The organism is Gemmatimonadaceae bacterium (assembly GCA_030647905.1).
Taxonomy (GTDB): domain Bacteria; phylum Gemmatimonadota; class Gemmatimonadetes; order Gemmatimonadales; family Gemmatimonadaceae; genus UBA4720.
Genome location: JAUSJA010000027.1, coordinates 151,196 through 166,975 on the forward strand (window position 1 = coordinate 151,196; position 15,780 = coordinate 166,975).

General features: G+C 63.5%; 14 protein-coding genes. 10 read left to right on the forward strand and 4 right to left on the reverse strand.

From position 1 onward, the window contains the following. Positions 1 to 20: 20 nt before the first annotated feature. From Q7S20_09715 to Q7S20_09760, 10 genes are all read left to right on the forward strand, one after another. Entirely contained in the window at positions 21 to 836 is an 816-nt protein-coding gene (locus Q7S20_09715; GenBank protein ID MDO8502107.1) for a response regulator transcription factor, read from the forward strand. Continuing rightward, entirely contained in the window at positions 833 to 2,161 is a 1,329-nt protein-coding gene (locus Q7S20_09720; protein MDO8502108.1) for an ATP-binding protein, read from the forward strand. Before Q7S20_09715 ends, Q7S20_09720 begins: the two co-directional genes overlap by 4 nt. 138 nt (positions 2,162 to 2,299) lie before the next feature. Then, a complete protein-coding gene (locus Q7S20_09725; GenBank protein ID MDO8502109.1) occupies positions 2,300 to 3,475 on the forward strand; it encodes a hypothetical protein in 1,176 nt (391 codons plus the stop codon). Positions 3,476 to 3,608: 133 nt separating this feature from the next. After that, positions 3,609 to 4,688 (forward strand): phosphate ABC transporter substrate-binding protein PstS, encoded by a 1,080-nt coding sequence (gene pstS, locus Q7S20_09730; GenBank protein MDO8502110.1) that lies wholly within the window; start codon positions 3,609 to 3,611, stop codon positions 4,686 to 4,688. Next, entirely contained in the window at positions 4,685 to 5,671 is a 987-nt protein-coding gene (gene pstC / locus Q7S20_09735; protein ID MDO8502111.1) for a phosphate ABC transporter permease subunit PstC, read from the forward strand. The genes pstS and pstC overlap by 4 nt, the downstream gene beginning before the upstream one ends. Next, positions 5,668 to 6,513, forward strand: coding sequence for a phosphate ABC transporter permease PstA (gene pstA / locus Q7S20_09740; GenBank protein ID MDO8502112.1), 846 nt, complete (start codon positions 5,668 to 5,670; stop codon positions 6,511 to 6,513). The genes pstC and pstA overlap by 4 nt, the downstream gene beginning before the upstream one ends. Beyond that, entirely contained in the window at positions 6,494 to 7,345 is an 852-nt protein-coding gene (locus Q7S20_09745; GenBank protein MDO8502113.1) for a phosphate ABC transporter ATP-binding protein, read from the forward strand. The genes pstA and Q7S20_09745 overlap by 20 nt, the downstream gene beginning before the upstream one ends. Continuing rightward, the gene (pstB, locus tag Q7S20_09750; GenBank protein MDO8502114.1) at positions 7,342 to 8,100 is read left to right on the forward strand and encodes a phosphate ABC transporter ATP-binding protein PstB; all 759 of its coding nucleotides are present in this window, start codon (positions 7,342 to 7,344) and stop codon (positions 8,098 to 8,100) included. The genes Q7S20_09745 and pstB overlap by 4 nt, the downstream gene beginning before the upstream one ends. Next, on the forward strand, positions 8,097 to 8,780 hold the full coding sequence (gene phoU / locus Q7S20_09755; GenBank protein MDO8502115.1) for a phosphate signaling complex protein PhoU: 684 nt from the start codon (positions 8,097 to 8,099) through the stop codon (positions 8,778 to 8,780). Before pstB ends, phoU begins: the two co-directional genes overlap by 4 nt. 5 nt (positions 8,781 to 8,785) lie before the next feature. Then, positions 8,786 to 10,423 carry a Ppx/GppA phosphatase family protein gene (locus tag Q7S20_09760; protein ID MDO8502116.1) on the forward strand — a complete coding sequence of 546 codons (1,638 nt, stop codon included), beginning with the start codon at positions 8,786 to 8,788 and terminating at the stop codon, positions 10,421 to 10,423. Here the strand turns inward: Q7S20_09760 and ppk1 are convergent. From ppk1 to Q7S20_09780, 4 genes are all read right to left on the reverse strand, one after another. Continuing rightward, on the reverse strand, positions 10,420 to 12,555 hold the full coding sequence (gene ppk1 / locus Q7S20_09765) for a polyphosphate kinase 1 (GenBank protein MDO8502117.1): 2,136 nt from the start codon (positions 12,553 to 12,555) through the stop codon (positions 10,420 to 10,422). The two genes, Q7S20_09760 and ppk1, sit on opposite strands and share 4 nt — an antisense overlap. Before the next feature lie 3 nt (positions 12,556 to 12,558). Continuing rightward, entirely contained in the window at positions 12,559 to 13,596 is a 1,038-nt protein-coding gene (locus Q7S20_09770; protein ID MDO8502118.1) for an inorganic phosphate transporter, read from the reverse strand. 4 nt (positions 13,597 to 13,600) lie between these two features. Continuing rightward, on the reverse strand, positions 13,601 to 14,212 hold the full coding sequence (locus Q7S20_09775; GenBank protein MDO8502119.1) for a DUF47 family protein: 612 nt from the start codon (positions 14,210 to 14,212) through the stop codon (positions 13,601 to 13,603). Positions 14,213 to 14,907: 695 nt separating this feature from the next. Beyond that, positions 14,908 to 15,657 (reverse strand): rhomboid family intramembrane serine protease, encoded by a 750-nt coding sequence (locus Q7S20_09780; GenBank protein MDO8502120.1) that lies wholly within the window; start codon positions 15,655 to 15,657, stop codon positions 14,908 to 14,910. Positions 15,658 to 15,780 lie beyond the last annotated feature (123 nt).

The window sequence follows — 15,780 nt, forward strand, 5'->3', positions numbered from 1 at the left end:
GCGCCGCATGGGCCCTGCGAGTGCGCGGCGCACCCGTTCGAGTGCTCGCCGCGCTGTGTGACGACTTCGTGACAGGCACGGCGTTGACTGACCGGCGGTCGCGCGGCGAAGTTTCCCTCATGCAGCAGCCCCCAGCGGCTGGCGAGCGTGTCCTCGTGGTGGACGACGAGCCGGACATTGTCGCCCTGGTCGCCTATCATCTGGCGAAAGCCGGCTTCCGGGTATCCACCGCGACAAACGGACAGGACGCGCTCGAGCAGGCGAAACGCGAGATCCCCGCACTGGTCGTCCTCGATCTGATGCTTCCCGGTCTGTCCGGCTTCGACGTCCTCGAGGCGATGCGTCGCAACGACGAAACGCGTTCCATCGCCGTGCTGATGCTCACCGCGCGACGGGACGAGCCCGACCGGATTCGAGGTCTCTCGCTTGGCGCCGATGATTATCTCACCAAGCCTTTCAGTCCTGCGGAGCTCGTTCTTCGCGTGAAGGCGATTCTGCGGCGCACCGGAGCGCAGACGCAGAAGGATGACGTGCTGGAGTTCGGCGACGTATCCATCAACCGCTCGACTCACTCGGTGTCGGTCGCCGGCAATTCGATAGATCTCACGCCGACCGAGTACAAGCTGCTGATACTGCTCGCCGAACGGCGTGGACGTGTGCAGGCACGGTCGCATCTCCTCCAGTCCGTGTGGGATGCCGCGCCCGACATACAGACACGAACGGTGGACATGCACGTGCAGAGGCTGCGCACCAAGCTCGGCGCGGCCGGAGATCTCATCGAGACCGTCCGCGGTTTCGGATATCGGATCAGGCCGGGCAGCTCCATCAAGGCATGAGGCTCGGAGCGCGGCTCCAGCTTCTCTCCCTGGCGATCGTCGCGATCGTCATTATCGCAGTGCTCGGCGCCCACGACGGCGTGACGTGGCGATCGCTTCTCTTCCCCGGCATGATCGCGGCACTCATCGCGCTGGCACTCTCCACGATATTGGCGAGAAACGTGAGCGGCGACATCCGAAACCTGCGGGATGTCACCAGATCCCTCGCGCAGGGCGACCTCTCCGCTCGTCCGCCGCTCACGGCCCCGGGAGAAATCGGCGAGCTAGCCACCGCCGTGCACCGGCTTTCGGAGCATCTCGGATCCCGCATCAGCGCGCTGAAAGCCGAGGACGCGCTGCTTGCCGCTCTCATCGAGTCGCTCGACGAAGGGGTGGTCGCGCTGGATGCGCGGCGCCAGGTCGTCCGCATCAATGCCGCGGCGAGAGCGATCCTCGGTGTCACCCGTCTTCTTCCATTCCCGACCGACGTTTTCCCCCGCATTCCACAGCTGCAGCGAGCGCTCGACGATGCGCTGAAAGGAAACGTGACCGAGCCTGTCGAAGCCATGATCGGGCAGAGCACGGTTTCTCTCACTGCCCGGCCGCTCGCCATGGGCGGCGTCGTCATCGCCCTCTTCGACCTGACGCGAATCCGAAGGCTCGAGGCAGTGCGGCGCGATTTCGTCGCCAACGTCTCGCACGAGCTTCGCACTCCGCTGACTGTCATCAGCGGCTTCTCCGAGACGCTTGCGGACGACGACCTTTCCCCCGAGATGCGCAAGCAGTTCGCCAGCACGATTCACGCTCATACCGGGCGCATGCAGCGAATCGTGGACGATCTGCTCGACCTGTCGCGCCTGGAGTCGGGCCGATGGGAGGCGGCTCTCTCCGATCTCGATACGGCAGAGATTGCGGAAGAGATTGCCGCGACCTTCCGCGATGCGGCGAGCGTAAAGGGTCTCACGCTGGAACTTCGACTCGATTCTGCCGCATCGCGCTTCCGGGCCGATCGCACTGCGGTGCGACAGGTGCTGTCGAATCTCACCGACAACGCCGTGCGCCATACCGACCGTGGCAGCGTGACAATATTCTCACGGTCTGCGCCGGACGGCGTATGGATCGGTGTCACCGATACAGGACCCGGGATCTCGCCCGAACATCTTCCCAGAATTTTCGAGCGGTTCTACCGCGTGGACGCGGCGCGCGGCCGCCACACTGGAGGAACGGGGCTCGGGCTCGCCATCGTGAAACACCTCGTCGATGCGCACGGCGGACGCGTCAGCGCGACGAGCGAGCCGGGCAAAGGCACGACGATCGCCGCATTCTTCCCTCGCCGGCAGGAGTGAGTCCGGTCGCCTGATCGTTACAGAGCCGTTGCCGTAGTGTGGTGAGTTCGGAGACAAGCCGGGATCAGAATTAGGCGTGACGGCAGACGCCGTTCGAATTTCCGACTCGCAGCTTCTTCCACCCGAGGGTGAGACCGTATGATCACAAAGCGCATCGCTGTCGCGGCGCTGTTCTGTTTACCCGCGTGGGCGTCAGCACAGACGCCTGCATCATCGTCGTCTCCGGCGGACTCCGCTGCCGCTCCGGCAAAGCCTGCCGCGGCCCCGGCGCTCGACTTCTCCGGGATTCTCTTCGCCAACTATCAGTACCACGGAGATGCCGGCCCGGCCAAATCCACGAACCGCTTCGACGTCGAGCGAGCGTACCTCACTTTCCGCATCGCCGCGGGAAAACGCACGAGCGTTCGCGTCACGACCGACCTGTACCAGCAAACTGCCCCCGGAAGCGATGCGTACTACCGGGGATGGACGGTGCGCGCGAAGTACGCGTACCTGCAGTACAACTACATCGACACGCCGGACTGGCGCGCAGTGGCACGCGTTGGCCTTCTGCATACCGTATTCATAGACCACGACGAGCAGTTCTGGCCGCGATGGATAACCACGAGTCCCACCGAGCGGGCGGGCTACTTCGCTTCGGCAGACGCAGGGCTCGCCACGTCGGTCTCGTTGCCCCGGAAGGCCGGCGAGGTCTACGCCACCATTACCAACGGGCCCGGCTACACATCCCGCGAGACCGACCGTTTCAAGGACTATGCTGCGCGACTGACGCTGACGCCGTGGGCGAGCGATGCAGCGAGCCCACTGAAGACCCTTGCGTTGAGTGCATGGGGATACAAGGGAGCGACCGCGAGCAGGTTCGTCGGCGGCGGAGCGGGACAGCTTGGCTCGGTCGGCGACGGGCTCGCGCGCAACAGGTGGGGAGTGCACGCCGGAAGCGCGACGCCGAAGCTCACGTTCGGCGTCGAGTATGCATCGCGTCGCGAGGAGGCCGAGAATGGATCGAACACCGTCGCCTCTCCGCGCTCGGTCGTGGACAGCACCGGAACGCTCGCTTCCGCCTATGCGCTGATCCGTCCGATGATGCTGCGGGACGCTTCGAAGGTTCACCCCCTGTCGCTGATGGCGCGATTCGACAGGGTCGTCACCAACACCGACTCGGATGCGCGCTACAATGTCGTGATCGCCGGGCTGATCTGGGATCTCTCGAGCAAGGCGTCGTTCTCGCTGGACTATCAGGAGACAACTCCGGCGAGCGGATCTCCGATCGCCACGAACAAGATGTACTTCGCTCATTTCGTGGCCCGGTTCTGACATGCGAACCGGTCCGAAGGGCACGTGGCGCAGTTGTGACAGAGCCGTTACGACCGATGCGCCGTCTCCTGCGCCAGGAGGCATAGCTTTCGTACGAAATATCTCCGCAATCTCTCTCCTGAAAGGAGCTTCCTTGAAGAAATTGACATTCGCTTCGCTCGTCGTCGCAGCCGTCGCCGCAGTCGCGTGCGGCTCCGACAAGTCGAACAGCGGATCCCAGGCCGGGGCCGGCAGCAGCGACGGATCGGTGGCCCTCACCGGCGCAGGTGCGACGTTCCCGTACCCTCTCTATTCGAAGTGGTTCGCCGATTACGCGGCGAAGACCGGCGTGAAGATCAACTACCAGTCAATCGGATCCGGCGGCGGAATCCGGCAGCTCTCCGAGGGCACGGTCGACTTCGGCGCCTCGGACAGCCCGATGAAGGACGAGGACATCGCCAAGGCGAAGGGCCCGGTGATGCACTTCCCGACTGTGCTCGGCGCCGTGGCCGTGACGTACAACATGCCGCAGCTTTCCGCGCCGCTCCGCCTGTCCGGCGCGGTAATCAGCGACATCTTCGCCGGGAAGGTCGCGAAATGGAACGACGCAAAGATCGCAGCGCTCAATCCGGGCGTGAATCTGCCGGCGGCCGATATTCTCGTTGTGCACAGGAGCGACGGAAGCGGGACGACGTTCGTATTCACCGACTATCTCGCCACCGTCAGCCCTTCGTGGGCCGCCGGTCCGGGCCGCGGCAAGGAAGTGGCGTGGCCGGTGGGACTTGGCGGCAAGGGTAACGAAGGAGTCTCTGGCCAGGTGAAGCAGACGCCGGGCTCGATCGGCTACGTTGAGCTGGCCTACGCGAAGCAGAACAAGCTGCCTTATGCCTCCATTCAGAATGCGGCCGGAAATTTCGTCGCGCCTTCGCCGGAAGGAATGACTGCCGCCGCCGCTGGTGTCGCGGACAAGCTCCCGGGCAATACCGATTATCGTCTGTCCATCGTCAACGCCGCCGGTGCCGATGCGTATCCGATCTCATCGTTCACGTGGATTCTCGTCTATTCGCAGCAGGCAGATTCCGTGAAGGGCCGCAAGCTCCGTGATTTTCTGCGATGGGCGCTGACGGAGGGTGAAAGCGAGGCGGCTTCGCTCGACTACGCGCCACTCCCCGCATCCATGGCGATGCGGCTCAACGCGCGAGTGGATTCGATAAAGGTCGGCACCACTCGGTGACCGACGCAGCAGCACGGCTGTCCGGGGACCCGCTCGCGGGCTCCCGGGTAGCCGGCCCGGCAAGGACATCGGCACGCGGTGACCGGATCTTTCAGATCGCGATCACCGCGTTCGCCGTTTCCATCCCCCTTCTCCTGGTCGTCATCGCGATCTCGATCGGGCTGGCGGCGTGGCCCGCACTGTCACGCTCGGGCATCTCGTTCCTGACGGGCAGCAAATGGGACGTTGTTGCCGGAGAGTTCGGCGCGGCACCGGCTATTTACGGCACACTCGTCTCATCCGCGCTCGCGCTTCTCATCGCCACTCCTCTCGCGCTTGGCGTATCCATCTTTCTCTCGGAGATCGCGCCGAAGTGGCTGCGCCAGCCGGTGGGGTTCCTGGTGGATCTTCTCGCCGCGATTCCGAGTGTCGTCTATGGTCTCTGGGGGATCTTCGTGCTCATCCCCCTGCTGCGCGATCCGGTAGCTCCGTTTCTTCGCGACACGCTGCACCTTGGCGGCACGCCTCTCTTCAGCGGACCCAACTACGGGTACAGCATGCTCGCGGCGGGGATCATCCTGGCGATCATGATTCTCCCGTTCATCTCGGCGGTGACGCGCGAGGTGCTTCTCGCCGTACCGCGCTCGCAGCGTGAAGCTGCCCTCGCGCTCGGCGCGACACGCTGGGAGATGATCCGCGACGCTGTTCTCCCCTACGCGCGATCCGGAATCATCGGCGGCATCATTCTCGGACTCGGCCGCGCGCTCGGCGAAACGATGGCCGTCACGATGCTGATCGGAAACCGTCCCGAGATCTCCGCATCGCTGTTTGCTCCGGGTTACACCATGGCGTCTCTCATTGCGAACGAGTTCAGCGAAGCGACGAGCGACGCTCATCTGTCCGCGCTGATGGCCGTGGGCGCGGTGCTGTTCGCCGTGACACTTGTCGTGAATGCGCTGGCACGCTGGCTCGTGTGGCGCGTCACGAAAGGCGGAGTTCGATGAGCCTGCGCACGCGACACGCGAAGAGCGTCGTCATGCTCGGACTCACCTACATCGCGGCCGCCATCGCGACATTGCCGCTGCTCCTGATCATCCTTCACCTCGTGCGTCAGGGAGCGGCGTTCATCCGGCCCGGCTTCTTCACCGAGATGCCCAGGCCCGTCGGAGAGCCCGGCGGTGGAATGGCGAATGCTATCATGGGCACGCTGATACTGATCGGGATCGCCTCGGCGATAGGGCTCCCGGTGGGCATCGGTGCCGGGCTTTATCTGGCCGACCGCCGCGGAAGTCCGTTCGCGACCGTCGTGCGGTTTCTGTCTGACGTGCTGAACGGGCTCCCGTCCATCGTGCTCGGCATCTTCGCCTGGGAATTTCTGGTGAGGCCGTTCGGCGGATTCTCGGCGATGGCGGGCGGGATTGCACTGGGGGCGATGATGATTCCGCTCGTGACGCGCACGACGGAAGAGATGATACGGCTGGTTCCGGTGTCCCTGCGTGAAGCGGCGCTGGCGCTCGGTTATACCCAGTGGAGAACCTCGGTAAGCATCGTGTTGCGTACGGCGCTGCCGGGGATCGTCACCGGTGCACTGGTGGCGGTCGCTCGAATTGCCGGAGAGACTGCGCCGCTGCTGTTCACGGTGCTGGGCAATCAGTTCTGGTCCACGTCGCTGCACGAGCCGATCGCGGCGCTGCCACTCCAGATATTCTCATATGCGGTCAGTCCGTACGAGTCTGCGCACGCGCAAGCCTGGGCGGGTGCGCTGGTACTCATCGCGATCGTGCTCGTCATCAGCCTGATCGCCCGCTATGCAACCAGAGGACGGTATGCCGGTGGCGGAGACTGACCGGCCGCTGGTGCCCGGTGTGGCAGTCACGACGCGTTCCGCGGCGGAAGCGCCGCCCGTGCCGGTCGGTGCGCCGCTCATCTCCACGCGCAGACTCAACGCGTGGTTCGGCTCGGCGCGCGTGGTGCGCAACGTCACCATCGATTTCGCCGACCGCGCCGTGACCGCGGTGATCGGTCCATCGGGATGCGGAAAGTCCACGCTGCTCCGATGTCTGAACCGGTTGCACGAGACAATTCCAGGCGCGATCGTCGAAGGCGACGTGCTCCTTGGCGGCGAAAGCATCTACCGGGGCGATCTCAACGCGATCGCCGTGCGCCGCCACATAGGCATGGTCTTCCAGCGTCCGACGCCGTTTCCGACGATGTCCATACGCGACAACGTAGCCGCGGGTCTTCGGATTCAGGTCGGTTCGGGCCCTTCGCGAAAGGAGACGGACGAGATCGTCCAGGGCGCCCTCGAGCGCGCCGGCCTCTGGACCGAAGTGAAGGATCGTCTGCGCGACAGCGCCATCGCCCTCTCCGGCGGTCAGCAGCAGCGCATCTGCATCGCGAGGGCGCTGGCGACGAGGCCGCGCGTCATTCTTCTCGACGAGCCGACTGCTTCGCTCGATCCTCTGAGCACTCAGAGGATCGAAGAGCTGGTGTACGAGCTTCGGCAGACAATCGCGGTGGTGATCGTGACGCACAACATGCAGCAGGCCGCACGGGTGTCCGACATAACGGCGTTCATGCTGAACGGCGAGCTGGTGGAAGTCGCACCTACGACGGCGCTCTTCACCACGCCTGCGGACTCACGCACCGAAGCATACGTGACTGGACGGTTCGGATGACCACTACCGCAGTCGAGGCACGCAAGTTCTCCTTCTGGTACGGGGAGAAGCAGGCGCTTCACGAGCTCGATCTCGCGATTCCCGAGAGGGCCATCACTGCGCTGATTGGGCCGTCAGGATGCGGCAAGTCCACGTTCCTGCGCTCGATCAACCGGATGAACGAGACGATCCCCGGCGTGCGCCACGAAGGCGACATCGTTCTCCAGGGCGAGGACGTCTATGCGAGCGGCGTCGATGTTGTAGACCTGCGGTCGCGCGTCGGGATGGTGTTCCAGAGGTCGAATCCGTTCCCGAAGTCGATCTACGATAATGTCGCCTACGGCCCGCGCATCAACCGTGCGATCCCGAGACGCGAGCTCGACGAGATCGTTGAACTGTCCCTGCGGCGCGCCGCATTGTGGGATGAGGTGAAGGACCGGCTCGGCTCGAGCGCGCTCGGGTTGTCGGGGGGCCAGCAGCAGCGCCTGTGCATCGCCCGCGCTCTCGCCAATGAGCCGGGTGTGCTGCTTCTCGATGAGCCGGCCAGCGCACTGGATCCAATCGCTACACAACGGATCGAGGAGCTCCTGTTCGAGCTCAAGGGGCAGCTCACGATCGTCATCGTGACGCACAATCTCCAGCAGGCCGCCCGCCTGTCCGATACAACTGCGTTCTTCTATCTTGGACACATGGTCGAGATGGATCGAACGAGCGTCATGTTCACACGTCCCCGGGAGGAGCGCACCGAGGCGTACATCACCGGGAGGTTTGGATGAACGCCGAGCCAGGCATCGGATTCCGTCACTTTCACGAGCAGCTTGCCGAGCTGAAGCGCAAGCTTCTGGAGATGTCCGGCCACGCGGAAAGGCTCGTGGACATGTCCATCAGCTCGCTCGTTGACCGCGATCGCGAGACGGCCGAGCAGGTCATCGCGGGCGACAAGGTGTTGAACACTCTGGAGGTCGAGATCGAGCAACTTGCCGTGTCGCTTCTCGCGCTTCAGCAGCCGATGGCCAGGGATCTCCGTTTCATCGTCGGAACGATCAAGGTCTCGAACGACCTTGAGCGAGTCGGGGACCATGCGGTCAACATCGCGGAGTCGGCGATCCGCCTCATCGACCAGGGCGGAGCGATCACACCGATCCCCGAACTGGAAGACATGGCCCGCCGCGCCCGCTCGATGCTCGGTGACGCTCTCGATGCTTTCACCCGCGCCGACGGCTCCCTCGGGCGTGAGGTGTGCAAGGCTGACGACGCTGTGGATTCGCTGCACAACTCCGTGTTCCGCATCCTGCTGACACACATGATGGAAGACGCACGCAAGATCACTCCTTCGCTCGAGCTCCTGCTCGTCAGCCGCAACCTCGAGCGCGTGGCGGACCTCGCGACGAACATCAGCGAGGATGCCGTATATCTCGCCGAAGGCAAGCAGATCAAGCACCACTTCGAGGACTGATGCGCGTGAGCGACACTCAGCCGCATCTCAGGCTCGCCGCTCCCCGGCAGCATCCACACCGCGCCGACGGGGACGTGCGCATTTCGGCGATCGACATTGGCTCCAACTCCATCCGCCAGATCATCGCCGACGTCTCGCCGACCGGCGGCATCCGCGTCGTGGATGAAATGAAAGCCGCGCCGCGGCTGGGCGCCGGCATTCACGAAACCGGGGAGCTCAGCAGGGATGCCGAGTACGCAGCGATCGAGGCGCTCGGAAGAATGGAGACTCTCTCCAGGCAGCTCGGCGCACGGCGCACGCGTGTCGTCGCCACGAGCGCGGTGCGCGAGGCCTCGAACGCGGCTGAATGGCTCGCTCGCGTGAAGCTCGAGACCGGGCTCAACGTCGTGACTCTGAAAGGGGACGACGAGGCTCGCCTGAGTTTCCGCAGCGCGCAGGCGCACTTCGACATCGGTGTCGGCCGCGCGGCGGTGATCGACATCGGCGGCGGCTCTCTCGAGGTCGCGCTCAGCGCCGACGGTCTCGTCGAGCGGTTGATCTCGCTGCCGTTCGGCGCCATTCGACTCACCGAAAAGTATTTCCGGAAGGGCATCACTCCAGAGGCAATGCGCAAACTGCGCCGCTCGGTGCGGAAGCGCCTGAAGGATGAGTTCTCCGCCCGCGACTGGAGAGGCGTGCACGTCATCGGCTCGGGCGGAACCTTCACCAACCTCGCCGGCATCGTGCTCGCGCGGCAGGGAATCCGCACGGCGCGCACAGTTCACGGAACAGTGGTGCAACGCGTCGAGCTCGAACATGTGATAGACTATCTTGTGGCCCTGTCCCCCGCGGAAAGGCAAACGGTGCCCGGTCTCAACGCCGCGCGCTCGGACATCATCGTCGCCGGGCTCGCCACCGTCGCCGAGGTCCTGGCCCGCCTCGAGGCCAAGGACGTCGTGGTCTCGAGCTACGGTATCCGGGAAGGAATCATTCTCGAGCTCGCGCGGGTCGAGCCGAGATCAGCCGACAGAGGCGAAGCGCGTGAGAGATCCGTGCGCGAGCTCGCCGAGCGCTCGCATTACGAGGAGCTGCACGCGCGGCACGTTCGCAAGCTCGCGCTGCGTCTCTTCGATTCGATCGGGACGAGAATCGGCTGCCGGCCCGAAGAGCGTCAGACGCTGGCGGACGCCGCGCTCCTTCACGACATCGGGTATCACATCAACTACGACAAGCACCACAAGCACTCGTATCACCTGATCAGTCACGCCGAACTGCTCGGAATGACTCCCAGCGATCAGGTGCTGATCGCGAACGTCGCCCGCTATCATCGCGGCTCGGAGCCGAGGAGGTCTCACGCCAACTTCGGCCCACTGAACGCGGCGAACCGCGCACGCGTCGCGCGGCTGTCGGCGATTCTCCGGATCGCCGACGGCTTCGATCGCGGCCACACGTCGGCCGTGGCCGACATCCGCGTTCGCTGGCTCGAGCGCGCGATTCGGCTCATTCCGGTGCCGGCGCCGAAAGCGTCGAGCCTGCGCCTGGAGCTGTGGGGCGCGAGCAAGAAGTCGGCACTTCTCGCGAGTGTCGCCGGCGTCCCCGTCGAGATCGTCGTGCCCGGCGGAGCTGCGTACGCGGCTGACGAGGATTCGAGCCGGCCCGACTAGCTGACGTTCGGCTGAGCGACCAGCGCTTCTTCCGCGCCAGCCTTCCTCGCGTCGTCGGACCCTGTCAGTCCCCAGCTGTTCCGCAGAAGGATCTTGTGCGTCGCCCGCTCCGGAGCACCATGCGGATCACGCTGCACGTATGAGCCATCGGGCTGCAGGTCCCACGCCTGACGGTTGTCGCCGAGACAAGTATTGAGCAGCGAGCGGAGACGCGGATGCAGAGATGCATCCTCCACCGGAGTCACCGCCTCGACGCGGCGGTCGAAGTTGCGCGGCATCCAATCGGCGGACCCGAAATAGTATTCCTCTTTTCCAGCGTTGGCGAAGTAGAAGATTCGCGAATGCTCGAGGAACCGCCCGATGATGCTCACGACACGGATCCTGTCGCTCACGCCGGCCACTCCCGGGCGAAGACAGCAGATGCCACGCACGATGAGGTCTATCTCGACGCCTGAGCGCGAAGCCCTGTAGAGCGCTTCTATCGTTTCGGCGTCCACCAGCGCGTTCATCTTGACGATGATGCGCCCTCCCCTGCCCTCGGTGGCGTGCTCCGTCTCCCGCCGTATCAGCTCGAGAAAGCGCTGGCGCATGCCGGCCGGGGCAACGATCAGCTTGCGATAAACCCGCTGTCTGGAAAATCCGGTGAGAGCGTTGAACAGGTCGCTCAGATCCGCGCCAATCGATGGGTTGGAAGTGAAAAGCCCGATATCCGTGTAGGTCCGGGCCGTCATGGAGTTGTAGTTGCCGCTGCCGACGTGCGCGTAGCGGCGGATACCATCGCCTTCACGGCGCACCACGAGCGCCGTCTTCGTGTGCGTCTTGAGACCCGCCAGCCCGTACGCGACGTGCACGCCGAAACTTTCGAGCGTTCGCGCGAAGGTGATGTTGTTGACTTCGTCGAAGCGCGCCTGGAGCTCGATCAGCACCACCACCTGCTTCCCGCGCTCCGCCGCTTCCGTCAGCGCGCGCACGATCGCCGTATCACCCGAAGTGCGGTAGAGCGTCATCTTGATCGCCAGCACGTTCTCGTCGAGCGCCGCCGACGTGATGAACTGCTCCACCGACGCCGAGAACGAGTCGAACGGGTGATGGACCAGAATATCTTTCTCGCGAATGATGTCGAAGATGGACCTGGTTGCGTCCCTCAGCTCGCGCGGCACCGCCGGAGTGAACGGCGGGTCGCGGAGCTCGGGTATCTCCAGTATGGCGAGCGTCATCAGGTCGCCCAGCTCCAGGAGCGGTCCCGTCTCCACCAGCTCGATGTCGGGCAGCGACGGCAGATCATCTTCCTGATCGTCCTTCAGCTCGTCCAGCAGGAGCGCCTGCAGACTCGCGGGCGTGCCGGTCTCGATCTCCACACGCACTACCTCGGCAAACCGGCGGCGGAAAACCTGCTCCTCGATCAGCGCCATCAGGTCTTCCGGCTCCTCAGCATGGGACAGCTCAAGATCCGAGTACCGCGTCACACGGAAGACATTGGATCCGACTACGTCCATTCCCGGAAAAAGCGCCGAGAGATTGCCGGCGATCACCTGCTCCAGCGCCACGAAGCGATGCTTGACGCCAGTCGGAATCCAGCGTGCCAGGCTGCGGGGCACCTTCACTCGCGCGAACTCCTCCGCGCCGTTATCCGGATTCCTGAGCTCGACCGCCAGTGACAGCGAGAGGTTCGAGATGTACGGGAATGGATGGCTCGGATCCACCGCCAGCGGCGTCAGGACCGGAAAGACCTGTGACTCGAAGAACTCCTCGATCCTCTGGCACTCCTCTTTCGACAGCTCCGACATCGTCACGAGGCGAACGCCGTGCTCGGCCAGCGCGGGAAGGAGCTCGTCATGCAGGCAGCTGCGCCCGAGTGCTATCAGCTCCGATACCCGGGCCTTGATCGCCGAGAGCTGGGCCTGCGACGTCATTCCATCCGCCGTGGGGGCGTGCATCCCCGCGGCCAGCTGACGCCTCAATCCGGCCACGCGCACCATGTAGAACTCGTCGAGATTGGTGCTGAAGATGGCGAGAAACTTCAATCGCTCGAGCAGCGGATTGCGCCCGTCGAACGCTTCGTGCAGCACCCTTGCGTTGAACTCGAGCCAGCTCAGCTCGCGATTGATGAAGAGCGAGGGATCTGTCGCCATGGGTCAGGCCCCTACGAAGGTCCTTAGCAGGACGTAGGATACCGCGGCGATGGCTCCGGCGGCGGGGATCGTGAGCACCCAGGCCCATACGATCCGGCCGGCGAGGCCCCAGCGAACACCCGACAGCCGGGTCGTCGTGCCGACGCCGACGATCGCTCCTGTGATGGTGTGGGTGGTACTGACAGGAATTCCCATCGTCGTTGCCATGATGATCGCGATGGCGCCGGCGCCTTCGGCCGCGAACCCCCCGATGGGCTTGAGCTTGGTGATCCTGGATCCCATCGTATGCACGATGCGCCAGCCGCCGAACAGCGTGCCGAGGGCGATGGCCGTGTGAGCGCTCAGTATCACCCAGAGCGGAATCTTGTCGGCATTCGGCACGTAAAGAGCATGCAGCCAGCCCGTCTCCTTCGCCAGCAGCGGCTCGACCGTCACGAGCAACCCGACGATGATGCCCATCGTCTTCTGAGCATCGTTGCTGCCATGAGCCAATGAAAACATGGCCGAGCTCACGAGTTGCCCTCGCTTGAACAATCGGTTGACTCTCGCTGGCGCCGCTTTCTGGAAGAGCCAGAAAAGCGCGACCATGATCACGAACCCCAGCGCCATGCCGAAGAGGGGCGAGATCACGATGAAGCTCAGGGTTTCGATCCACTTCTTGCCCCACAACAGCGACGCCCAACCCGCCTTTGCTATCGCGGCTCCGGCGTAGCCTCCGATGAGGGCGTGTGAGGAGCTGGATGGAATTCCGTACAGCCAGGTGACCAGATCCCAGACGATCGCGCCGAGCAGACCGGCCAGGATCACGTTGGGCGTCACGATGTTAAGGTCAATCAGACCCTTTCCGATCGCTTTCGCTACTGCGGTGGTGAATACGAAAGCCGCTATGAAATTGAAGAACGCCGCCCATATGACGGCCGCCAGAGGGCTGAGAACACGGGTTCCCACAATTGTCGCGATAGAGTTCGCGGAGTCGTGAAACCCGTTGATGAAATCGAAGATGAACGCTACGAGAACGATCGCAACGACGTAGTGGACCACTGTCCTAGGCGTTCTTGAGGGATATGCTCTGGAGCGTATTCCCTACGTCCTCGCACTGGTCAATGGCGTCCTCGATCCTGTCGTAGAGCTCTTTCCACTTCATGATCTCGATCGCGTCGGTCGAGGTGCGGAAGAGCTTCTCCATCGCTTCGTGGTAGATGGCGTCGCCCTCTTCCTCGAGCAGCTTGAGCTGCCTGTTGGCGGACGAGACCGCCTTCGGGTCCTTCATCTTCCGCACCCCGTCCTCGATGCACCGCGCTGCGCGGAGAAGAACTTCCGACAGGAGCACCACATGCTCGCGCGACTCCGTGATGTGAAAGATAGATGCGCGGCGGGCGCAGCCGTCGATCAGGTCAACCACGTTGTCGAGATGGCCGGCGAGCGCGTGGATGTCCTCACGGTCGAACGGCGTGACGAACGTCCGGTTGATCCGGTCAATCGTGTCGTGGGTGAGGTTGTCGGCTTCGTGCTCAAGCGTCTTGATGGACGCCACATGCTGGTCGAGCTTCGACGGGTCCTTGAACAGCTCGTGAAGGAGTGCTGCCGAGCCGGACAACCGGCTGGCAACTTCGGCAAAAAGGTTGTAGAACTGGGCGTCGCGCGGAATGAGCTGCAAGGGTGGGCTCCATATCGCTGAGTCTGAGTAAAGCGGTCGATCCCGACCGCCGGAATTTACGCGGGGATGGAACGCCGAGCCACAACCCGCGCAGGACATGGCCGTTGACGGCGGCTCCGTTGGAGTATTCTGTTGCGGTATGAATCAGGCTTCCGTTCCCGCGGAAAGCATCCTCGTGGTTGACGACGAGCCAGAAAAGGAAGAGGCACTTGTCGGTCGGAAGCCGTGAGCTATCCGCTCGATAACTGAGAACAGCCGACCTGCCAGCGGTCAGGGAGGCAGAGTGTCAGCCTCGAGTGTCGGACGGGACGGCGACGCGTAGATGGTTGAGGAGGCCATGCAGCATCTTCCTCACCTCTATCAGTTGGTTGAGGAGAGACAGAAAATCAGATTTGCTGATGACACCGATATCTCGCCCCATGCAAGCGCGTGAGCCTTCTGCCATACGAGCAGCTTCTTGAAATCAGCCATGTTGGAAGATTTCGTGTTGTAGGGCGTTTATACCGCCCGTTCATCGCGCGAAAGGGCATAAATCCGCGCGTCTCGTAGTATCCTCGAAGCTGACGTTCTGCCTCGCTGACCGCTGGCAGGTCGGCCCTTCTCAGTTGAATTGGCTCGAGCCCACTGCTGACACACTCTTGGCCGGCTGCATGTTTAAGGTGACGCCCCCCGGAATTCCTCGAAGAACCTTTTTTTCATACAGGTACCGCCCTCCGCGCGACGAGCCTCGGATTCTCGAACACCTTCACGAGTGTCACTCCGGCGAGAAACCCTCCGACGTGCGCCCAGAAGGCGACTCCACTGGAAACCTCCGGCCGCAACGTCGTGAGCTCCGGCAGTGCGCCCAGCACCTGCCAGAAGAACCACCAGAGCAGCACAATCCACGCGCGAATCCGGAACACCTTGAAGAAGATGACGAAGATGAAGAGCATCCTCACCCGCACGTGCGGATAGAGAACGAGGTACGCTCCCATCACCCCCGAGATCGCTCCCGACGCACCCACGGTCGGCACCGGTGACCCGGGCGAGACGAACACGTGCGCCGCTGCCGCAGCCAGTCCGCACAGCAGATAGAAAACAACGAACCGGCCGCTGCCCATGCTGTCCTCGATGTTGTTCCCGAACACCCAGAAGAACAGCATGTTGCCGAGGAGATGCATCCAGCCTCCATGCAGAAACATGGAAAGCAGCGGCGTCAGGATGTTGATCCGCTCATTGTCCACCACGCACGCCATTCCGTCGCCGAGGGGAATCGCCAGCCCCAGCCGTGCGACGTGCGTGATTTCTCCGGGGACCATCCCGAAGTTGCAGATGCTCGCCGCGAGCTGGGGCTCGTTGAATCCCGCCCCCTGTATGAAGAACCAGGCAAGCACGTTCGCGGCGATGATCGCGTAGGTCATCACCGGCGTTCTCAGAGCGGTGTGCTCGTCACCAAGCGGAATCACTGGCCTCTGGCTCCGTTATAGCAGTAAAAAGCTGCCTCGCTTGCCGGCAAATTTCCGGATTTTGCCCGGAAATACGCCGTTTTGGCAGAGAAAACGGGCTCGTAGATTGCCCTTATCCCCACA